At 45.4% G+C, this 22,905-nt stretch carries 17 protein-coding genes; 1 reads left to right on the forward strand and 16 read right to left on the reverse strand.

The window, feature by feature from the left end:
- Positions 1–88: 88 nt before the first annotated feature.
- From OCV77_RS04470 to OCV77_RS04520, 11 genes are all read right to left on the reverse strand, one after another.
- Positions 89–1,036 carry a 2-hydroxyacid dehydrogenase gene (locus tag OCV77_RS04470; RefSeq protein WP_118797518.1) on the reverse strand — a complete coding sequence of 316 codons (948 nt, stop codon included), beginning with the start codon at positions 1,034–1,036 and terminating at the stop codon, positions 89–91.
- Between the two features lie 14 nt (positions 1,037–1,050).
- Positions 1,051–1,839 (reverse strand): IclR family transcriptional regulator, encoded by a 789-nt coding sequence (locus OCV77_RS04475; RefSeq protein WP_118797517.1) that lies wholly within the window; start codon positions 1,837–1,839, stop codon positions 1,051–1,053.
- 13 nt (positions 1,840–1,852) lie between these two features.
- Complete coding sequence (locus tag OCV77_RS04480; protein WP_118797516.1) at positions 1,853–2,833, reverse strand: aldo/keto reductase; 981 nt, start codon at positions 2,831–2,833, stop codon at positions 1,853–1,855.
- A 17-nt stretch (positions 2,834–2,850) separates the two neighbouring features.
- A complete protein-coding gene (locus tag OCV77_RS04485; RefSeq protein ID WP_118797515.1) occupies positions 2,851–3,684 on the reverse strand; it encodes a carbohydrate ABC transporter permease in 834 nt (277 codons plus the stop codon).
- 12 nt (positions 3,685–3,696) lie between these two features.
- Entirely contained in the window at positions 3,697–4,620 is a 924-nt protein-coding gene (locus OCV77_RS04490) for a carbohydrate ABC transporter permease (protein ID WP_118797514.1), read from the reverse strand.
- A 73-nt stretch (positions 4,621–4,693) separates the two neighbouring features.
- Positions 4,694–6,139 (reverse strand): extracellular solute-binding protein, encoded by a 1,446-nt coding sequence (locus tag OCV77_RS04495; protein ID WP_262573682.1) that lies wholly within the window; start codon positions 6,137–6,139, stop codon positions 4,694–4,696.
- A gap of 50 nt (positions 6,140–6,189) precedes the next feature.
- Positions 6,190–8,388, reverse strand: a complete 2,199-nt coding sequence (locus OCV77_RS04500) for a hypothetical protein (RefSeq protein WP_262573684.1) — start codon at positions 8,386–8,388, stop codon at positions 6,190–6,192.
- Positions 8,389–8,476: 88 nt separating this feature from the next.
- Positions 8,477–8,950: a ribose 5-phosphate isomerase B gene (gene rpiB, locus OCV77_RS04505; RefSeq protein ID WP_262573686.1), complete on the reverse strand. Its 474-nt coding sequence runs from the start codon at positions 8,948–8,950 to the stop codon at positions 8,477–8,479.
- Entirely contained in the window at positions 8,947–9,588 is a 642-nt protein-coding gene (dhaL, locus tag OCV77_RS04510; protein WP_118797510.1) for a dihydroxyacetone kinase subunit DhaL, read from the reverse strand. Before dhaL ends, rpiB begins: the two co-directional genes overlap by 4 nt.
- Positions 9,585–10,595 carry a dihydroxyacetone kinase subunit DhaK gene (locus OCV77_RS04515; protein WP_262573690.1) on the reverse strand — a complete coding sequence of 337 codons (1,011 nt, stop codon included), beginning with the start codon at positions 10,593–10,595 and terminating at the stop codon, positions 9,585–9,587. Before OCV77_RS04515 ends, dhaL begins: the two co-directional genes overlap by 4 nt.
- A 1-nt stretch (position 10,596) precedes the next feature.
- A complete protein-coding gene (locus OCV77_RS04520) occupies positions 10,597–11,667 on the reverse strand; it encodes an alcohol dehydrogenase catalytic domain-containing protein (protein ID WP_262573873.1) in 1,071 nt (356 codons plus the stop codon).
- A gap of 257 nt (positions 11,668–11,924) precedes the next feature.
- Between OCV77_RS04520 and OCV77_RS04525 the strand changes: the two genes are divergently transcribed.
- Complete coding sequence (locus OCV77_RS04525; protein WP_262573693.1) at positions 11,925–13,037, forward strand: ROK family transcriptional regulator; 1,113 nt, start codon at positions 11,925–11,927, stop codon at positions 13,035–13,037.
- Positions 13,038–13,048: 11 nt separating this feature from the next.
- Here the strand turns inward: OCV77_RS04525 and addA are convergent, their stop codons facing one another.
- The 5 genes from addA to OCV77_RS04550 all read right to left on the reverse strand — a co-directional run bounded on the left by addA (position 13,049) and on the right by OCV77_RS04550 (position 22,744).
- Positions 13,049–16,672 (reverse strand): helicase-exonuclease AddAB subunit AddA, encoded by a 3,624-nt coding sequence (gene addA / locus OCV77_RS04530; protein WP_262573695.1) that lies wholly within the window; start codon positions 16,670–16,672, stop codon positions 13,049–13,051.
- The gene (gene addB / locus OCV77_RS04535; protein WP_262573697.1) at positions 16,663–20,127 is read right to left on the reverse strand and encodes a helicase-exonuclease AddAB subunit AddB; all 3,465 of its coding nucleotides are present in this window, start codon (positions 20,125–20,127) and stop codon (positions 16,663–16,665) included. Before addB ends, addA begins: the two co-directional genes overlap by 10 nt.
- Positions 20,128–20,142: 15 nt before the next feature.
- Positions 20,143–20,958 carry an HAD-IIA family hydrolase gene (locus OCV77_RS04540; RefSeq protein ID WP_118797505.1) on the reverse strand — a complete coding sequence of 272 codons (816 nt, stop codon included), beginning with the start codon at positions 20,956–20,958 and terminating at the stop codon, positions 20,143–20,145.
- A gap of 212 nt (positions 20,959–21,170) precedes the next feature.
- Entirely contained in the window at positions 21,171–22,178 is a 1,008-nt protein-coding gene (locus OCV77_RS04545) for a virulence RhuM family protein (protein ID WP_262573698.1), read from the reverse strand.
- Between the two features lie 149 nt (positions 22,179–22,327).
- The gene (locus OCV77_RS04550) at positions 22,328–22,744 is read right to left on the reverse strand and encodes a helix-turn-helix domain-containing protein (protein ID WP_262573699.1); all 417 of its coding nucleotides are present in this window, start codon (positions 22,742–22,744) and stop codon (positions 22,328–22,330) included.
- Positions 22,745–22,905: the final 161 nt, after the last annotated feature.

Raw genomic sequence — 22,905 nt, forward strand, 5'->3', positions numbered from 1 at the left:
CAGGAAAAAGCAGTCAAGGGGGAGTTGACTGCTTTTCCAATACTGAGAGATATAAATGATGGCGGGGTGAAAGCCCCGGTATCGCAACTTAAAGTATGATATTCACCTGTTCCTTATTCATCCATTTCTGGATATTCTCAAATACAATTTCTGCCCTGATCTCCATGGATTCGTCTGATGCAAAAGCAATATGGGGTGTAACAATTGTATTAATGCTGTGTAAAAGAGGATGATCCATGGGAAGAGGCGGCTCCATTTCAAACACATCTACCCCGGCACCTCTCAGATAACCACTGTTCAGGGCATCTGCCAGTGCCTTTGAATCCACAATAGGTCCTCTTGCCGCATTGATCAGAATCGCTCCCTTTTTCATCTGTGCAATTCTGTCCTGATTGATCAGATTTCTGGAATCCTCTGTTAAAGGACAGTGCAGTGTCACAATATCTGATTTTGAAAGCACCTCTTCCAGGGTACCATAATGTAAATATTCCGGTGCATTCTTCTTCGGGAACAGATCATAGGCTGCTATCTCACATCCGAACAGATGGCAAAGCTCTGCAACCCTGGAACCGATTGCTCCGGTTCCTACCACACCTACTGTTTTTCCTTTAAGTTCTCTTCCTACCAGTCCATCCTTGGTCATTCCCTTTCTGCAGCGTTCCTCTACCTGCGGTACATTTCTCAGGAGAGAAAGCATCATGCCAAGTACAAGCTCTGCCACAGATTCATTTGAATATCCGGAAGCATTGCTGACAGCGATCCCTTTTTCTTTAGCTGCCTGCAGATCCACATGATCCACTCCGGTAAATGCTACATCAATAAATTTCAGGTTCGGACAGGCAGAAATTACCTTACCGCTTAATGGCATATTGGCAATCATAACGATATCTGCATCCCCGATCTCCTGTATCTGTACTTCGGGATCATCATTTCTTTCATAACACTGAAAGCTATGTCCCTCCTGCACGAGCATATCTGTATATTTCTTCATGCATTCCTTTGAAACTGACAACGATTCTAATAAAACAATCTTCATTCTGCTATCTCCTCTTATATTTCTGCCCCCAGTCTTCTGGATATCTTTTTTGAAATTTCCAGCAGATAGGGAACCTTTTCCTGAATATTTTCAAGTGTCATTCTAGTCGTCGGTCCGCTGACACTGAGTCCGGCTATGATCTCGCCTGTATAATTTCTGATCGGGACAGCCACACAGCGCATTCCCATTTCACATTCCTCATCATCTATAGAATAACCACACTCTCTGGCTGTTTCCCTTTTATTAAAAATCTCTTCCATGGTTGTACATGTATTTTCAGTATATTTAACAGGCTTATTTTTCTCGTAATAATCGCACAATTTCTCCCATGGATGATTCAGCATGAAAAGCTTTCCAACACCTGTGCAGTATAAAGGCGCTACTTTTCCGATTCTCTGCGTTGTGCATAAAGCCTGCCGCTCACACTGTATCACCTCAAGATACACAACTGACATATTTTCTTCTTCAGACAGATTGACTGTCTCTCCGAAATACCGTGATACCTCTTTCATAAAGGGCAGGCAGATATTCCTGATACTGGTATGTATTTTAATATTATTCGCTATTCCACACAGCTTGTACGTCAGCGAATATCTGCCCGTATCATCCTGAACCACATATCCTTTATTTTCAAGAGCCATCAAAAAGCGCAATGTTGTACTGACATTCATAGATGCCTGACTGGCTAAGCTCTGCAGCTTTACCGGCTCCGACCATGTAGATAATAATTCGATCAATGTCAGTAATTTTTCAGATGACTGATTTGCCTCTGTCACTTTTCTGGCTGGTTTAATATTGGTCAAATTGTTTCCCTCATCATAAAAAAGACTCTACATCCCTGCGGATCCTTTCAGCATCTTCTTCTGTCAAAGCAATCTCTGCTCCCTTGATATTGCTTTCAAGATGCGTGATCTTTCTGGCTCCACAAAGAATGTTTACTCCTGGCTGCTTTAAGATCCATGCTATTGCCAGATGCTCCAGCTGACAGTTATACTTTTCACAGAGATCCATCCACGAATCAAACATCTGAAGCATCCTCTCATGACACTCCTTCTTTCCCCATGGCTTATTGACAAATCTCTTCTGATCCGGTGTATCCCGCTTCTGCCGGAACTGCTCTGTCAGCACACCCTGCTCCAGGGGAGAATAAGCCTGTAACAGGATTTTTCTTTCCTGACATACCGGTAACAGCGTTTCCTCCACCTTTCTGTCTAAAAGGCTGTATTTTTCCTGAATGATCTCAATATCTGCATAAGTACAGTATTCATTCAGGACCTCCGGATTCATATTTGAAGCTCCAATTGCACGGATTTTTCCTTCCTTTTTCATCCGGTTCAGTTCATCCATCGTTTCCTCTACAGGAACAGCGTATGTTCCAAATACCGGATAATGCACATAGTAAATATCAATATACTCTGTTTTTAACCGTTTCAGGCTATTCTCCAGATCTTTTCTGATGCTTTTTGCTGACAGATTTCTTACAATCCTGTGTCCGTCTCTTTCCACATGCAGCTGTCCTATATTTCCCTCATCCCAGCTCAGTCCGCATTTGGTTGAAAGGATAACCTTATCCCTGATCCCCTTCAAAGCCTCTCCAAGAATCTCTTCACTTTTTCCCATTCCGTAGGCAGGAGCAGTATCAATCTGTACTATCCCCATTTCCACAGCTCTCCGTGCTGTATCAATTGCCTGCATTTCATCTGTCTTTCCCCAGATCGCATCACCACCAAAGGCCCATGTTCCAAGAGACATGACAGGTATTATAATTCCACTTTTATTCAGCTTCAACTGTCTCATATATCCTGTTCTCCTTATCATTCCTTTACGCCGCTTAACATAACACTCTGTACGATATATTTCTGTAAAAACAGGTACACGATCATAAGCGGTATTGCACCAAGCACGGAAACTGCCAGTCTGGGTCCCAGATATCTTGCGGTTTCTGAAGCATTAAACATAGCAAGACCAACGGATATGACCTGTTTTTTAGGATTTGAAACAACAACTAACGGCCAAAGGAAATTATTCCACTGGTTCACAACCTGGAAAATAACCAGCGTTGCGATGACCGGTCCGCATAAAGGAAGAATGATCTTTAAAAAGATATACCATTCTCCCGCACCGTCAATGGATGCTGATTCCCTCAGGGAATCCGGTATACTGTCGATAAACTGTCTTGCCAGAAAGATCCCATATGCCCATGCAAAGGAACCTAAGATCAGCGGCCACCATGTATCCAGCATATTCCAATCACGATACTGTAAAAAAAGAGGAATCATACGCACTTCAAACGGGATCATCATGACCGCCAGAACCATGAGGAACAGAATTCCCTTACAAGGAAATTTCCCCTTGGAAAAAGCATAACCGCAAGCCATTGCAGTAAAAACAGATATCGCTGTGTTGATCAGTGTCAGCAAAAATGTATTGATATAATAACGGGCAATTGGAATTGCCTCCAATGCATACTTATAATTAAAGACAGAAAATTCCTTAGGAATAAACCGGGGTGGATTGGGTACCACGTCTATGGTCGTTGCATCAAAGCTCATGGAAATTGCCCAAAAAATCGGAATCAGTACGATTACCAGTGCCGCTCCCAATATCGTTATTAAAACAGCCTGACTAAATATCTTTTTCTTCTTCATACGCAAGCACCCCTAAATCGTTTTCGTTACCTTTAAGTTAATCGCAGTAACCGTAAATACAATAATAAATAAGATAACCGCTCCGGCACAGGACAATCCATAGCTCGGATTTTCAAAGCTGTACTGATATATATACATCAATATCGTCTGTAAGGATCCTGCCGGCTTACCGGATGACGAATTTCCTGACAAAATATACAAATCGGTAAATCTGCTGAAGCCGCTGATAATACCTGTTATAAACAGAAAGATGAAATTATTACGCATAAGTGGTATCGTAATATACCGCCATCTCCGGAAGCTGCCTGCACCATCCATCATTGCAGCCTCATACAGCTCAGTAGGGATAGACTGAAGCCCTGCCAGACAGATCAGCATGTTATAACCAAGTGTAGTCCATATCTGGATAATGCTTGCCCCTACCTTGGTCAGAGAAGGATCTGATAACCAGCCAATCTCTATTTTTTTACCAAGGATATTAGAAAGCGCCAGATTGATCAGTCCGTTGTCTACCTGTAATATGTACTGGAAGATCAGCACGATGCTGACTCCTGTTATAATATTAGGCATATAGAATCCAAGCCGGAATACCGTTTGTGCCTTTTTATTCCTTACCCCGTTTGCACCACAGGCAATCACAAATCCCAAAGGGATTGCCAGTAATGACATCAATGCCAGAATCAATGTATTCAGTATCGATTTTCGAAAGCCGCTGCTCTCCAGCAGCACCTTATAATTTTGGAAACCCACATTACTCTGTATTTCCCCGATCACATTTACATCGTGAAAGCTGTAATTCACAGCCTTGATCGTTGGGATATAAGTCAGAATCAGAAGGCAGATAAATGTCGGTAACAGAAAAGTCAGCCAGATCAGATTCTTTTTCCATTTATAAACATTTTTTCCAAAATTCCGAGATCCAATTTTTTTATTCATCCAATCTCTCCCTTTCTGTCTGGGATGTGCGGGCTTTCACACACGGTGAAAGCCCTGCTCCATTTTTGTTTCTTTATTGATAGGATGCCGCCTGTTCCTCATAAGCAGCCTGAATATTTTCAGCAGCCTGCTCTGGTGTCAGATCACCTGCAAACATCGCAGACAGTCCATTTGCCTTGAATGAATTGGAACTTCCAAGGAATGCATCATCATAATCACTTGCAAAAATAGTGAAGTTATCGGGTGTTGCTGCCAGTGTATTGAAGAATACATCTGCAAAAGGAATATTTTCAGCTGATAACCGCTCAATAGCCTCCTTGTTATTCGGGATCTTACCGCTTTCCCAACACCAGTCTGCAATGTCCTGATTTGTTGCCATCCATTTGATGAATTCCCAGCATGCTTCCTTATTCTGTGCATTCTTTGCAATTGCCATATTCCAGTCACCGGTAAAGTTTGCCCAGCCCTCACGTCCATTTTCCAGTACCGGGGAATATGCATAGCCATAACGGTCTGTCAGACCAAGACTTTCTGTTTTCTGGTAATTGGATACCAGGTTCTGTGAATACCACATAGCAATATTATTATTTTCTGTTCCAAAGTTTTCTGCTCCACGTCCTTCCAGGAAGCCCTTAGGACATGTCTTTGCCAGTTCATTTACGAATTCGAAGCCCTTCAGTGCTTCGGGAGAGGTATAGTTCACCTTCGTATCCATCTGCTTGTCTGCATATTCAATTACCTTAGTATCCTTTGAAAAATAGTAGCCGATCAGGGAACGTCCTATCCAGTCACTGCTTGCACCGTCAATATAATAGCCATATGTCTGCTCACCAGTCACCGGATCTGTACCTGTCATTTTCTTTGCCGCATCAAGCACATCTTCCCATGTCCATGTCTCATCAGGATAGTCAAGTCCATAATCATCAAAGATCTTCTTATCATACATAATAGATGTTGCTGCCGCTGTGATCGGGATACCGGTAGGAACCAATTTTGTGTAATTGGACTTATCTGCTCTTCTGTAGGAATATTTCAGTAAAAGTCCATCCAGGAACTCTCCGTCCTTTTCCGCATAAGGTGTCAGATCTTCTACTATATCCACAATACTTGCACCATGTACAACAACGTCAACCTGGTTTGCTGCCGCTACTGTTGTCAGCTTTGCCTGCCAGCTGTCCCACGGAATACCTGTCAGCTGCAGCTCTACATTAGGATGCTCTGCCTCATATAACTCCTTGATCACATAGTAACCTCTGACTGTCTGCTTGGTAACAGGATTTGTTGTATCATTTTCATTTTCCATAGGTCCGACAACACGGATAACTATCTTCTCTCCTGAATCGGATGCTGCTGTGTCTGTACCTGCCTGCTGCTCAGCTGTGTCTGCTGCTGTGTCTGCTGCTGTGTCTGCTGCTGCTGCGCTTCCTCCATCCTGTGTACCCTTACTGCTGCCGCACCCTGCAAGCAGCATTACTGCTGCAAGTGACAAAGCCGCTACTGCTTTCATTTTTCTCTTCATAACCATACCTCCTTTGATTGTGTGACAGTTCATGTAGACTGTCGTTTTATTTATTTTCTTTTAAGCTTCACATGTGTACTGCCTAACGGTGGTACCTCCACCTTTATCGTGTGTAATGTTGTGTCAAAATGGATATACCCGCCCGGTGTATATCGTTGAATTGCATAATCATCATGAAAACAGATATCGTCTTCCACGTATAATACCGGCTTTCCATAAAACATATTTCCCATATTGCCAAGCCCGATATGCAGCGTGCCATCCTCATGTATCTCATACTGATAAATCTGTCCTTCCGACGCATGGGCAATATTTCCACATACCCTGTTCATTAAATGTGCATTCAATCTATCTACATCATCCGGTAATTCTTCCGCAAAGCTCCTCATTGTGAATTTAAAATTCCATCTTGCCAGGGTCTTTGGCCATTCATAGGAACGGCTTACATACATTCGTAATCCTGTATTCTCCCCTGTTTCCCTTATCGTTGTACCTGCATAAATCCCAGCTTCTGTTTGAAGCCCTATCAGTACCTGTGCATCTACTGCCTGGAACAGTGCCTTGTCTTCCATTCTGCTTCTGGTGTTATAAACCGGCTTTACAGAAACAACCTGTTCTACAAACTTACCATCCTTTACACAGGCCAGTGCATCGCAGTCAATGCCCTTCCAATATTTCTCTATTGCTTTCTGATCCAGACAGAGACAGTCAGCTTCCTTCGCTTCCGCTCTTTTCAGTCCCAGCTCACGGATCAGATATTCATTATCGGTATTTCCGATCACAACGATCCCGGCTCCCTGCCTGTTCTTCTCAAGAAGTGCCTCAACCTCTTCGTTGGTGATTCCCATAGGATTGACAAGAACGTATCCGTCTGCATTACTTTTCTTCAGATTCTTACTGTTAACAGCACAGTGGATCGATGCACCTGCCATAATGGCTCTTAATCCCGGAGCTGTCAGCTCCCACCGTTCTCCCCTGTCCAAATGATACTGATACACTGCATCTGAAAATACAAGCACAGGTCCGTTTGTTTTCAGAATGGGTTCTTCGAATCCTATATCCCATCTGTCCTTCAGGAATTTCCAGTCCTGCTTCTCCAGGTCTGTTCCAAAAATAAACTGTAGTCCCTCTGTTGCGCGGATATAATTTCCTTCCTCATTGATAAAGGTTGTACTTGGCAGTGATAATGACTGTCTCTCCAGCGCATTTGGCATATCCTTAACTGCAATCCAGTGCTCCGGTGCATTGCAGGTGGCAATTGCCCAGTACAGATGCAGATCCGGTGCATATGCCCTGCTTGTCACAAAGCTGACAATTTCACCAGCTTCCCATACATACAGCCACTCACCGCCTCTGTGTCCCCAGTTTTCCTCTCTTGCCTGGATGCAGACTGCACCCACACCGCTTTCGGACAACAGCTTATAATCCACACCGTAGTCATAAATTGCATCTACAGCTCCTCTTGCCCAGGGATCCATGGAAACAAATTCTTTTCCATGCTTTTCCAATCCCTGTTTCATTTTTTTAAAGAAAGAAGCCCACCTCTGCGCATAAAACTTCATCCAAAGTGACCGGTTCCCGGGATCATTCCAGATAAAGTCTGCCTGTTCAGACGTCTTCTCACCCTTAACCTTTATTCCTGACCAGGTTTCAAACTGATCGATCATATCCGGATGGAAATCCCCATCCTTCAGCATAACGCCAAGACCGCACCAGCCATCTCCTGCCAGAAAGCCATCCATATGAAAATCCTCCAGATATCTGATCAGATCTTCCAGAAATACATCTTCATAGTAGCGTCCATCTGGAAGCCTTCTCAGCGGATTAATGGATCCTGTACTATTCCGTAAGGAACCGCCATCCCTTGTCATGATGAAAATATCATATTCATCCGCATGCTCCATAAGCCATTCTGCTCTGGTATTGTATTCATCATGTATATTCGGCTGGGCAAGTGCACCAAAGAAAAATTTGGTTCCTGCCTTATGCAGTTCCTCTACCAATCCGTACAGCTGCCTCTGGCTCCAGACATTACCGCCCGGCATTTCTCTTTCACATGTCCACAGGTAAGGCACTGTCGCATTATCAATGATCCCGTTATAGGAATGAACCTGTTCTACAGAGCATTCCAGCAGAGTAACAGCATCTGGAACAAATCCCAGTGTTTCCAAATAATTATGTACCCCATAATCCTTCTCCCTGTTGTCAAATGCCCTTAAATCTAGCGAATCCAAAATATGATAATTCATACCTTCACCTCACTTGTTTTTTTGAATTTCATTATTTGAAATTTAATTTCATTTCTTAACCATAGTATATTCCACGCTACAGAAAATGTCAATCAGATACTTGTTTTTTTACTTTGTCAAAATAGTATTGTTCCACTTCTCCGATCCGTTTCACCTTGGGAAGTGATCCTCCGCCAGAGAACTCTGCTTTTAGCCAGATATCAACCAGGCATTTAGCCAGCTCCTTCCCGATCACTCTTTCTCCCATGCAGAGGATCTGTGCGTCATTGCTTTTTCTGGCTCTCTCTGCAGAATATGGGTCATGACAGACTGCTGCCCGTATCCCCGGGACTTTATTGGCCGTAATAGCCATTCCGATTCCAGTTCCGCAAACCAGAATGCCCCGTTCATATTTTCCTTCTGCCACTGCCTCAGCTACCTTCCTTGCTATATCCGGGTATAAAACAGTTTCTCCCTCTGCCGCTCCGTAATCCTCATATTCAACACCGATATCAGACAAATGCTCCATTATCGTCTTTTTCAGCTGATATGCTGCTTCATCACAGCCAATTGCAAGTTTCACCCGATCACCTCCATTATACCGTCTGCAAAGCTCTGAAGCAGGATACAGCAGGATACAGCCCCGGCATCCAGTACACCTCTTGACCGTTCCCCAAGTCTGCTGGCACGTCCGAATTTTGCTATCATATCCTTCGTGGAATCTCTTCCACTCTCTGCAGCCTTTTTCATCTGTACAAGGGCAGTCTGCATATCCGCACCCTCCTGGCCGGCTTTTTCCAAAGCTGCCACTGCAGGTGTCAGTGTATCCATCAGCGTTTTATCTCCTGTTCTTGCTCCAACAAGCTCTTCCAGCTCCTTTTTCGCCTGATCCAGCATCTGGTACAGATCTGAAACTGTAATCTCATCTTTTCCGTCTGCTTCATCTGCCATTGCCATAAATACAGTTCCATAGATCGGACCCATGGAACCGCCGATTTCATTAAGCAGGATCATCCCCAGCTCTCTCAGGCCTTCACTCAGATCAAACGTTTCCTTTTCAAACCGCTGCTGAAACAGGCTAAAGCCTTTATTCATATTCATCCCATGGTCACCGTCTCCGATCAGGCCGTCAATTTCACCGAGGTAATCCTTATTTTCTTTAATTCCACTGACCATCCTCATCAGAACAGGCTTTCCATCCTTGTTATGAAACGCTTTCATCCCTTCTCCTTCCCTTTTTGCTTCAATCCTACTGTATTAACAGGCATATCAAGGAGCTCCTTTAATTCCTCATCAAGCTTCATTAATGTAAGCGTTGCACCCATCATATCTAATGATGTAAAATAATTTCCCACATATGCTCTGTAGACTGCAATTCCTTTTTCCTGCAGAAGCTTTTCCACCTCATTGTATAATACATACAATTCCATTACCGGTGTCGCCCCAAGCCCGGAAATCAGCACTGCAACCTCATCACCTGCTTCAAAAGGATAGTCCGGCAGGATGATATCTGTCATTCTCTTTGCCATTTTATCAGCCGTTTCCAGCTCACACACTTCTATTCCAGGCTCTCCATGGTGTCCTATCCCTACCTCCATAGTGCCATCCTTGATCTCAAAATTAGGATGTCCCACCGCCGGAAGTGTACATGGTGTCAGACCAATACCAACACTCCTCGTATGGTCAATTGCCTTTTGTGCTGCATTGATCACCTCGTCAAGTGAACCGCCCATTGCAGCCTTGGCACCGCCACATTTCCACATAAAGATCTCCCCGGCAACTCCTCTTCTCTTTTCTCTCTGATTCTTAGGAGCGCTGGCCACATCATCATTGGCAATCACTGTCTTTATCGTCAGGCCCTGCTTCTGTGCCATTTTCACAGCCATTTTTACATTCATGTTATCCCCGGAATAATTTCCATAGAGACAGGCTACTCCCTTTCCCTGATCTGCACATTTGGCCGCATCCAGAAAGGCAACTGCTGTAGGGGAAGAACAGATTTCACCAACTGCTGCAGCATCGCACATATTTTCTCCAACATAACCAATGAATGCCGGTTTATGTCCGGAGCCGCCTCCGGTGATCACGCCAACCTTTCCTTCGCCTTTGCATCTGGCTTTAACAACCCGCTTATTTTCCGTGGCTTCTACTATATCACTATTTGCTTTCAGAAAGCCGCTCAGCATCTCGTCTACAATATTGTCCGGATCATTGAGAATCCTCTGCATACTATCCCTCCATTCCCGGTACCAGAACAACCTTCATTGCTCCATCTTCTCCGGTCTGTGCCAGATGAAATCCTTCTTCCCACTTCTCTAACGGGAATTTATGACTTACCACTCCGGCAGTCGGCAGCTTCCCATTGTCAATCCATTCGATCACCGTGTCATAGCAGTAGGGACTCAGATGTACACCAAGAAGATCCAATTCTTTTCTGTCAGATATGATGCTCCAGTCCACAGATACCTTTTCTCCAAATACAGAGAATTCAACAAAACGTCCCAGCTTACGGATACAATCCAGTCCCTGCTGTACACTGGATGGATGTCCGGTTGCTTCAATATAGATATCACAGCCATATCCGCCTGTCATCTCCTTGATCTTAGACACCACATCTTCTTTTCCCGGATTCATGACGATATCCGCCCCAAATTCCTTTGCTTTTTTCAAGCGCTCATCGTTCATATCCAAAACTACCAGGCACCTAGGATTTGCCTGTCTCAGGGCTCCGATCATTCCGAGTCCCAGTGTTCCTGCTCCTGACTGCACCACAAAGTCTGTCGTCTTTGGCTGTGCCCTGTCCACACAATGAAATGCACATGCATATGGCTCGATCAGAGCAGCCTTTTCAACAGGCATATCTGCGGGTACCAGATATGGAAGCGCTTCCTTCGTCAGACGTACATATTCAGCCATACCGCCATTTACATTATTCTGGAAGCCAAAAAGATCGTGCTTTTCACACATCCAGTGTCTTCCGGTTTTACAGAACATGCATTCGCCGCAGGGAACAATCTGTTCAGGACAGATTCTGTCTCCAATTTTCCAGTTTCCCTTGACCTTATCACCAATTTCCACAACCCTGCCAACAAACTCATGGCCAGGGATCATAGGTGCCTTAATGTAGGGAGGATTTCCATCACCGCCCCAGAAGCTCTTTGCACCATGGAAGGCCTTCACATCACCTGCACAGATCCCACAGGCTTCTACCTTCAGGATCATTTCACCCTCTCCTGCTCTTGGGGTATCCACGACCTCAAATCTGTAATCGCCCGGTGCATAAGCAACAATTGCTTTCATCTTTTTTGGTAACTCTCTTGCTGTATCCACTCGCTTCCCTCCTTTTTTTGAACCGCTTTTGTGAACTGCTTTTGCAAATTCGTTTTGCAAAAGTTTATGTTATAAGTTTATACGAACATTTTTTATTAGTCAATGACATATAATCAAAAAAAATATATATTTTTTTGTGCACTATACACAAAGCTTGCTGTTTGTAACAGGATGTGTTATCCTGAACAAAGCATTGGTATAATTTTTAGAAAGAGAGCTTTTACCTTATGAATGGTCAACCAAATCCCATAACCCGCAAGCGGGTATATGAGCTGATCTACAAAACACAACGTATTTCCAAGCAGGACATTGCATACCAGCTAACGCTCAGCTTACCAACGGTATCCCAGCAGCTGCAGAGTCTGGAAGCCTCTGGTCTGATCGAAAGAAATGGCTCCTTCGCTTCTACAGGCGGACGTAAGGCGCAGATTATATCCTGTATCTATGATGCCCGGATTTCCATCGGAATTGAAATCCGTCTTAATACGCTTTCCATGGCAGCTATTGACCTGAGAGGAACCCTGCTCCACACTATCCAATACGCTGTTCCCTTTTCCAATACACCGGATTATTTTGAACTGCTGGGTGAAAAGCTGACTCATTTCCTGACTTCACTTGCATACCCATCTTCTTCTATTCTGGGTATCGGTATCGTACTGCAGGGACTGATCTCTGCGGATGGAAAAACAGTTACCTATGGAAAAATCCTAAATTGTACCGGTCTGACCGTACGTGCCATTTCCAAATATCTGCCCTTTCCCTGCACAATGATCCATGATGCTGAGGCCGCAGCTACCCTGGAGCTATGGCAGCAGCCGGAAAAGAAAAATGCAATATTCTTTCATATACGGGAAAATCTGAGTGGTGCTCTTATCGTAAATGGAAAATTTCTGAAGGGTTGTGAATTAAAAAGTGGTGTTTTTGAACATATGACAATTATACCAGACGGAAAGCCCTGCTATTGCGGCAAGCGCGGATGTATGGAAACCTGCTGCTCTGTTTCTGCCCTTCTTGAGGGGGATGAAACTCTTGAGGATTTTTTCCTTCATCTGAGAAAAAAAGAGCACAGCTATGAAGAACGCTGGCTCTCTTATCTTTCTGCGCTGACCATTGCAATAGATAATCTCCACATGGTTATTGATTATGACGTAATTCTCGGTGGCAGTATTGCTCCTTATATTACAGACAATGATATTGATCTATTATTATCAAAGATCCAAAAGGCGAGTGCATTTCCAACTGACCGGCATTTTATATCCGCTGCCTCCTGTGCCGGCATACCGATTGCCTGTGGTGCTGCTCTTCCTTATATCCGTAAATTTTTAGAATCCCTGCACTGACGGCCTTATCATCAAAGCCGGATCTCCCTTGACAGGGCAAAGGAATAGATCAGCTTTTCCTTCACCTGCTTTCCGGTAAGACGCTCAAGTGCCTGTGCATAATAATCAAGCTGCACCTGATACCGCCGGATCAGTTCTTCTGATGTTTCTACCCGGTCTGTCTTATAATCAGCCACCACGATATAGTCCTCTTCTTCGAAGAAAACATCTATGATTCCCTGGATCAGCACAGTTTCTTCTTCCGGGAGATCCTCTCCCAGCTTGTTTGCCGGAAGTCCAAGGACAAAGGGCTGCTCTCTGTAAAGCTTCCCTGCCTGCTGTGCCCTTGCCATTCTTCTGGCAAGGGCAGTATTCAGAAAAGCCTCTATCTTGCGGTCTGCCACCGCATCTCTTTCTGCCTGCTTCAGCCTTCCGCTTTCACACAGCGCCTGAAGCTGCGCACCCAGCTGCTTCTGATCTGCTCCTGCACCCGAAGCAGCTTCCTGTTCCATCTTCTCTTCCCACGCCAGCACCCCTGCAAGATCCAGCAGCTCCATGACCTTATGGTAGGCTGTTCCTCGGTCTGTTCCCGACATGGTTTCCTGTTCCCTGATAAAGGATGGAATATAAGGAGTAACCTCAGGCTGCGGAAACAGCTCTCTTGTAAAGCCCTCCTCTCTCCCTTCTGCCATACCACCGGAAAGCTCGCTGATTGACCTTTCTGATAAATGACCCATCCCGGCTTTTTTCAGTTCTGACACCGTCGTCTTCACAATGAGATGCTGCAGCTCCATATGGGGATAGGCTCTGTTTAGCTTTTGTGACATTTCTGTCATAATCTCATTATCCACACTGGACAATAGAAGCTCCTGTTTACTGTCATAATTTCGTATGGTTTCTTCCACTTCCTTCGTAAACAGCTCTTCACTGCCCAGAAAGGTTACCTCATCTGCCCTGAAGCAGGGAAGGAGAAAATCAAGGAAGGAGCCTGCCGATGCCAGCACGGAAAAGGGCACCTTTTCATATGGTTCTCTCTGTTTCATCGCACTCTTTAGCTTCTCAAGGTCAGACACCGCTGCTGTCAGGATCAGCTTTTCCCTGGCTCTTGTCATGGCTACATACAAAATACGCATCTCTTCTGACAAGGCTTCCAGCTTCAGCTTTGTTGCGATCACATTTTTCCGCAGTGTCCTGCTGCTGATCCGCTCCCTGCTCTGCACATAGTCCACACCGATTCCCATATCCACATCCAGGATCAGGCTTCCGCTCATATCCGTCCTGTTAAAGCGGTGGGAAAGTCCCGCCACGAAGCAGACCGGAAACTCCAGTCCTTTACTCTTATGGATACTCATGATCCGGACAACATCTGCATTTTCATCCAGTACATCCGCTTCTCCATAATCGACCTGATACTTTTCAAGCTGTTTCATATACCTAAGGAAATGAAACAGTCCGTAATAGCTTGTTTTCTCAAATGCTGCCGCCCGTACCAGCAGCATTTCCACATTGGCTCTTCTCTGGTCTCCGCCAGGCTTTGCCTGGATATACTCAAGGTACCCCGTTTCTGTCAGAATGCTCTGGATCAGCTTATGGATAGGGGTATACACTGCCATTCTCCGCCAGCGTCTGATTTTCTTAAGGAAACCGGAAACCTTTTCGTCCTGCTCCCCCCTGACCAGATCCTCATACAGAAGACTGCTACGCTCCCCTGCCACACGGATCCCGGCAATCTCTTCCTCTGAAAATCTTCCAAAGAAGGATTTCATTGTTCCAAACAGCGGAATATCCTGCATGGGATTGTTTAAGACCTGCAGAAGTGCCAGGATCTCCCGTACCTCAGCCGCCTGAAAATATCCCGTCCGTGATGTCACATAGGCCGGAATTCCCTCCTTCTCCAGGATTCCTCTGAATTCCTCTGCTGTTGAGGAAACAGCACGTAAAAGGATCACCATATCACTGTATTTCACCGGACGGAGGCCGCCGCTTTCCTTGTCCTGTACCTGCAGTGTCCTGTGCAGCTCCCGGATACGGGAAGCAATCATGACCGCTTCTGATCCGCTGCCTGACAGTCCTCCCTTCTGATCCTTCTCTGTCAGCAGGATTTCTGTTCCATACCCTTCCCCTTCCGGATAAACAGCTCCCGGATACAGAGCCGCCGCATCATCATAAGATATCCCGCCGATCCTTTCTCCCATGATCCTCTCAAATACATGGTTGATACTGGTGATAACCTCTTTTCTGCTACGGAAGTTCTGATGCAGATCAATTCGTTGTCTCACTGAGTCATCATTAGAATAACAGGTGTATTTTTCAATAAAAAGCTCCGGTCTTGCCAGTCTGAACTTATAAATGCTCTGCTTGACATCTCCTACCATGAACCGGTTGAATGCGTCCTCTTCCTCTCCGGAAACACTTTTAAGGAGCAGCTCCTGGACCAGATTGCTGTCCTGGTACTCGTCGATCAGGATCTCAGCAAAAAACTGCCGGTACTCCCTGGCAGCCGGTGTGGAAGCAAGGCTTCCATCCTCCTTTCTCTGAAGCAGGATCTGCAGTGCCATATGCTCCATGTCACTGAAGTCGATCACATTTTCCTGTCTCTTTTTTTCCTCAAACCGGTGCAGGAACTGTATGGTCAGTGCAAGCAGTGTCCTGACCGGTCCTGACGCCTCCTGCATTCTGCGGATCACTGTTTCTGCCGGAAGCAGGAAGAAATTCTCCTGCAGCTCATCGATCTGCTTTTTGACTGCATTCCGGATCTCCTTGGCCTGATCCCGGATGACCGGATCCACACTGTCATCCTTTTTCCCCGGCAGCCTGTCAAAATGAATCCTGGAAAAAGCCTCTCCGAGTGCCTGATAGCTGTCCCTTCCGGCCACAGCCTCCAGCATTTCCACCTCTCTCTCCAGCATTTCACCATAATACCAGGGACCTGATGGCTGTTCTGCCAGCCTCACCGCCTCACGCAGCCTGTCAGCGTCTTCTCTTATACATGTTAAAACATAATTTAACAAATACTCCACCCATTCCTGGGCTTTCAGTCCTGATACGTCTGTTATTTTATAATCCTCTTCCCGTTCCTTCAGCCATTCCTCCGGCCATGGATGACTGATGGCAAAGCCATGCAGCTTTCCTATGTATTCCTCGAGAGCCCTGTCACTGCTTCCTCCGGTAAAATATTCCACACAGGCATGAAACTCTTCTGTGCCTTCCTGATACCATTCCTCCAAAAGCTCTGTCAGCACATCCTGCTTCATCAGCTTCAGCTCACCCTCATCTGCGATCCGGAAGGCAGGATCCAGCCCGATATCGTTAAAATTATTCCTGACCACAAAGAGACAGAAGCTGTCAATGGTCGTGATCTTTGCATTGTGGAGAAGAGTGCTCTGCTTCTGCAGATGCTCATTTTCCGGATCCTCAAGCAGCGCCCTTTCTATGGCAAGGCTGATCCTCTCCCTCATTTCTGCCGCCGCAGCACTGGTAAAGGTCACCACCAGAAGCCTGTCAATATCGACCGGAGCTTCCTTCCTGGTGATCATCCGTATGATCCTCTCAACCAGCACCGCTGTCTTACCGCTTCCTGCAGCCGCTGATACCAGGATATTCCGGTCATGGAGAGTGATCGCCTTAAGCTGCTCCTCTGTAAATGTTACTGCCATTGCTCTCCTCCCTTCCCGGATCTGTCTCCGGCTTTTTCCTGCATCATAGCTTCCCTCATTTTTTCCATAATGGCATCTCTGCCCTCATCCTTCAGCTCCCTGACCTGATAGCCCGGCAGCTTCTCATCAAAGCTGCAGACACTCCTGTATGCACAGTACGTACACGCTGTTCCCTGTCCCATTTCGCAGGGATTGACAGCCATATTCCCGGAAAGGATCTCCCGTCCGAACTGTCTGATCTTCTCATTTACATAACCGGAGATCACCTCGTAATCCTCCTTTGATACCACACTGGAGGAGGCAGAGAAGCTGCCATCCTTTTTCCGCTCTACCGGGATCAGCAGGGATTTTCCGGACAGGGTTCTGTCAAGAAGGCTCACCACCGGTTCCTCTGCACTGACAATTCCTGTTGTCCGCAGCTCCTTCAGCATCCGGTCATTTATTTCCTCCGGCGACAACTCCTTTTCCTCCTTAACCAGGGGGTCAGCCACATGATAGTAAAGAAGGGCTGCCGGTACTACCTCCTTCCCCGGATTCCTCCTTTTCTCCATTTCCACAGCAACATTCATGTAAACAACAAGCTGGAGCTGCAGTCCGTAATACAGGGCTGCCAGGTCAAATTTTTTGTTTCCGGACTTATAATCGATCACCTTTACATAAACATGCTCCTCATCCTCAAAGGTATCGATCCTGTCGATCCTTCCCTTCAGCTTCATCTTTTCGTGCTCTGACAGGGCAATATTTACTGCATCCAGATCCTCTACTCTCTGAAATGACATTTCAAAATGAGAAGGCACAAAGGCACCACCAAGAAGCTGTGTCTTCAATGTCCTGACCGTTCTCCTCAAAATCCGGAGGATCCGTTCCGTCATATATTCATAACGGGCGTTACTGTAAAGAATCGTTTCTCCATAAGAGGTTGTGCTCTCCAGCAGAGCCTCCTTCAGCCAGGCATCTGCTTCTGTTTCATCAAAATTGAACCAGGTTTTTCCATGCTCTGCAAGTTTTCCTGCAAAACGCTCCAGCACCATATGATATATATTTCCAAGGTCTGCCGGTTCAAAGCTGTATTCCTCCCGCTCCCTTAGCTGCAGCCCATACTGCAGGAAATGGGAATAGGCACACGCTGCATACCGCTCCAGACGGCTGATACTGTTCTGCAGCATAGTGCCGTAAATTTCTCTGGCCACCTGTTCAGAGAGCGGTGAATGCGAGTATCCTGCAAAGGCCGCTTCTGTCATCTCTTCTGCAAGCTCCCTGTAATCCTCACTCTGCCGGTACAGCTTCAGAAGTGCTGCTGTTTCCTTTTCATGCTCCCGTCTTCCCTCCCTGTATGCCTGCAGGCCTTCTGCCAGCAGAAGCAGTCCGTCCCTTGGTCCGCAGAGTCTTTCTGTCACTGAAGTAACCATGTCCGGATATTCCTTATGAATACCCGGAAACATCCTCTCGATCAGGGAGATCAGATAGGAAGGCCTGATGCTCTTTCCGTCACTGCCACAGCGTGCATAGGACAGATACAGCCGCTCTGATGGCTTCGTCAGATTCATATAAAGATACAGTCTCTGGATATACATTTCCTGCCTTGGTGTAGGCGCCAGCTCAATGCCGGAGGTCTGCAGGAATTCCCGGTCAATATCGGAAATGATACCCCCTCCCTGACCACTCTTTGGAATATTTCCATCATTTACGCCAAGGAAAAACAGAATCTTCACCTGCTTCAGCCGGGTCCTCTGGGTATCCCCCACGACAACCCTGTCCACACTGCCCGGAATGATCCCGATCTCGATCTCGGCAAAGCCGGCATCCAGAATATCTGTAAATTCCTGCAAAGACATTTCCTCATCCTTTAGAAGCGCCTCGATCTGCTCTAAAAGCTCCATGACAAACCGGTATACCTGGGCATATTCCCGTGCCTTTTCCGGTCTTCCATTCTCCTGGAACCACTGCTCATAGGACGCCAGCTTTGCTGCCATATCTGCCTGCACAATAAAATCATACAGCATTCTGACATATTCCCCGGCACTTCTGTGCTTTTCAAGCAGGGGCATCATCTGCAGCATCAGTTTTTCCCTTGTTACATTCAGTCCAGCTAGAAATAACGCCTGTTTTTCTTCCGGTATCCCTTTTCCTTTTCTGACAAAGACCTCCTGATAGCTCTTCCTTCCCCGTATTCCCAGGGAAACTACATAATTTTCCAGCCTGTCGACCTCTTCCTCCTCAAAACCTGCCAGTCCGCTCCGCAGATAATGGAATACTGATTCATAGGAAAAGTTCGTCAGCACCATTTTCAGACTGCTCCTTATAAATTCAATAAAGGGATTCAGCAGAAGTCCCCTTGTCCTGTCCATGAACATAGGGATCTCATACCGTTCCCCTTCCCGTTCCAGATAATCTCCATAGGTTTCCATATCGCCTACGATAACGGCAATATCCCGGTAGCTGTACCCTTTAGAAAGTACCAGCTCACGGATTTTTTCAGCCACAGCTCTTGCTTCACCTGCCGGAGAAAGACATTCTGAGAGCTGCAGCGCTTTCGTTTCTCCTGCAAAAGGGGCAAAAGGATACCGGAACAAACTCTTCTCCAGATGTGCCAGTGCCGGGTTCTGTAAAAAACGATATACCGGCTCTTCCTTCAGATAGACATCCTCCATCTTCTCTACACTGGCTTCCTCTGCCAGCCTGCAAAGATCCCGGACCGTCTTTTTGCTTAGATAAAACAGCTCCTGATCCCCTGCCATTTTGTAGGGGTCATCATAAATATCGATTGTTATGGAAACGATGACTCTTTCGGTCAGCTCCATCAGACGCTGGATCAGCCGGTTCTGGATCGGTGTAAAGCCTGTAAAGCCATCAAATATGATCACACTGTCCCTGATAATGGCAGACTGCTCCACTGCCCTTGTCAGAAGCTCCAGCGTTTCTTCCGTCGTTATGAATTTTCCTTCCTTACAGGTAAGAAAAGCCCGGTAAAGCTCACTTAAGTCCTTCAGCTTCCCGGACAGGGTTCCTCTTCTTCCTGCAAATCCGGCAAGCCCGTCCACATCCTCCGGTGTCAGACCGTACTGCATGAACTCTGACAGAGCTGACTTTACCTCATGGATATAGCCGATCCGGTTCAGATTCTTTCCGATCACGCTTAAATTTTCCCTGTGCTTTTCGGCGATCCTCCTGAGGATCAGACTCTTTCCTGTATCATCCAGTACCGTTTCCGTTGTAAAACCGGTTTCCTCAAAAATCCTGTGGGCCAGTCTCCCAAAGCTCAGTACATCAATGTTCATGATCCCCTTTTTCTTACTGGCATTCACCAGGTCAAGCTGGGTCTGCATGGTAAACTGATCGGGAACCAGAAACAGAAAGCTGCGTCCCGGCTCCTTTTCCGCCCATGTGATGATATCTCTGTGAAGCCTGTGGCTCTTTCCACTTCCGGAAGAGCCAAAATAAAACTGCAATGCCATTTTTTCTGCACCTTTCTATAAAAAAGGGATCATCTCCTTCACCGAGGTAAAGATCAGATCCGGTGTGACCTCAGCTTCTTCTGCATCTGCCAATGTTGCCTCACCGCTCAGCACCAGTATCCCGGTATAACCGTTATTGACACCTGCTGCCACATCCGTATATAAACGATCCCCCACCATAGCTGTTTCTGCCCTGGAGGTTCCTGCGCGTCCGGCCAGATAGTCCATAATATCCCCACTGGGCTTGCCTACCACATGATCAGGGTAGCGGAACGCCGATGCATGGATCAGTTCATGAAAAGAGCCGATATCCGGGATAAAGCCATCCTCCGTAGGACAGTTGTAATCTGGATGGGTTGCAATATAAGGAAGCCCTGCCCTGACATGATCACAGACCCTGCACAGCTTTTCATAGGTCAGCGAGGTATCAAAGCCTGTCACGACCACCTCCGGATCATTTTCTGCAAGAAGGATCCCTTCCTCCTGAAATTCCCTTTGCAGAAGATCGTTTCCAAGAAGATACACCCTTTTTCCCGGATAGTGCTTCTTCAGATAGGAAATTGTCGCCTGTCCGGAGGTCACGATCCTGTCCTTTGTCACAATAAGTCCCATGGCTGCCAGCTTCTCCACATAGTTTTCAGGCCCCTTGGAGGAATTATTGGTCAGGAAGATATACTGCTTTCCAGCCTTCTCCACTGCCTTCAAAAAGTCCACGGCACCCTCGATCCATTTCGTGCCAAGATAAACGGTTCCATCCATATCTAGGGCAAAGCAGGTAATATCCTTCAGCCTGCTCCTGATATCCTGGTTTACTTCCGGTAATTGTTTCATAATCTGCCTCTTTCTGTATGTAATCTACTGTTCTCTATTCTAACACAAAAACAGCCTCCCAGAAAAGGCGGTGCTACTAAGGGATTTTTAGAGAATATTTATAAATAACGTTTTCAAGTGGTATGAAGCAAAGAAAATCTAAATCGGAGGTAGCACTATGGCAGCTAAGAATTGCAACCGAGGCAGTAACGAAAGGTTACCACCTCGGCTGTTTACCATTCACCCTTGAAATATTTTTCGGTTTGTTTATCAAATTCTGATACATATTCCTGATCCTGACGCACACGGAAGATATCATATTCCTTTGCAGCCTTTTCGATAGCCTGCTCATGGGATATTCTTCCTTTACCCTCAAGAACCTTACGCCTGTTGTTGCTTAAAAATTGATTGGTCTGATCTACCCAGTCCTGCATGCTCATGAGAATCTCATCCTCAGCCATAAGCTCAGCATAATCAATGAACATTGTAACAAGCCTGTTTAAGCGGGACATTTCCTTCTCATTGAGATAATTCTTAGCAACAACAATATCTCTTTTTAATATCTTGCCATCCGGAGCATCCTTCCATGTGGTTAGTCCCATAGTAGGCCTTTCTGCATCGGCGCGGTCAAATATCAGCTCAGCAGCAGTCTGACCGGTAACGGCGAAATGAAGCTTATTCTGCACAAATGCATAAAAGGCTCTTGTGGTTTCGCTATTCTTATCATAATCATAGCTGCACTGTTCAAATACATCTGTGATTTTCTGATAAGCTCTGCGCTCGCTGGCACGGATTTCACGGATACGCTCCAGCAATTCGTCAAAGTAATCTTTGCCAAAAGGTTTTCCGTTCTTGAGCATATCATCATTGAGCACAAAGCCCTTTGTAATATATTCTTTCAGTGTTTTGGTAGCCCACTGGCGGAATTTAGTCGCTTTTTTTGAATTTACACGGTAGCCTACGGCAATAATTGCATCAAGATTATAGAAATCAAGATTACGTTTTACCTCACGACCACCTTCAATTTGAACTTGTTCCTTTTTGGAACAAGTTGCCTCACGAGTTAATTCTTCCTCTTCATAGATATTTCCCAAGTGCTTTGTGATAGCCTGAGACTTGACACCAAACAGCTCAGCCATAGCCTTTGTGGTAAGCCAGAATGTCTCATTTTCAAAATATACACTGACACAGACATTGGTATCATCTATCTGATAGAGGACGATATCATGTTTTTGTTCCATATGATGTAGTTCCTTTCAAAAAAACTATTCAAAAGTATTTGATAGGTGTCTATCTATTACTTCATTGTAAAAATCATCTAATCCTATATATAGTTAGCGTAGAACCGCCGTTCCCCATCGTGTGCAAAATCGCAAAATGCAATAGGGGGTTATGACCTGAAAGTGACCATAATATCTATTCCACTTACATCCTCAGATGTTCCCTGATTTCTGCACCTTTCGGCTTCGGTTTTTATTAAATAATCCACAGTCTGCTTACCATAATCATCTATTGAAAGATAGAGCTTAATAAGATCCATCAGTTCATCCTCTGTTGACCATTTTCCTAATTTTTCAATAGCTTCCGCTGATAGTGTAGCAGAAGATGCATCATCCGATTGCCCTAATATATAATCCGTCCGAACATCAAATAGTTCCGATAGTGTACAAAGCGTTTCAAAATCAGGCTTCCTCTTACCTACTTCCCACATAGCGATAGTGCCTTCGGAAACTCCTAATTTTTCCGCTAAAGTAACCTGTGTATATCCATTTTTCTTACGTAATTCTTTTAATCGTGTTCCAAACATGTCATTTCTCCTATAATCACATAAAACACAAAGAATATATTAGCACAAAAAGTGAGAAAATGAAACTGCTTTTTACATATTTTTATCATTCTCTATAACATTATGTGAGATTTTATACTGACTTCTATATCTGTCTGTGCTAAAGTTATGGTGTAGTTAAT

It is taken from the genome of Suilimivivens aceti, from assembly GCF_025567405.1.
In the GTDB taxonomy this organism is placed as follows: Bacteria; Bacillota; Clostridia; order Lachnospirales; family Lachnospiraceae; genus Suilimivivens; species Suilimivivens aceti.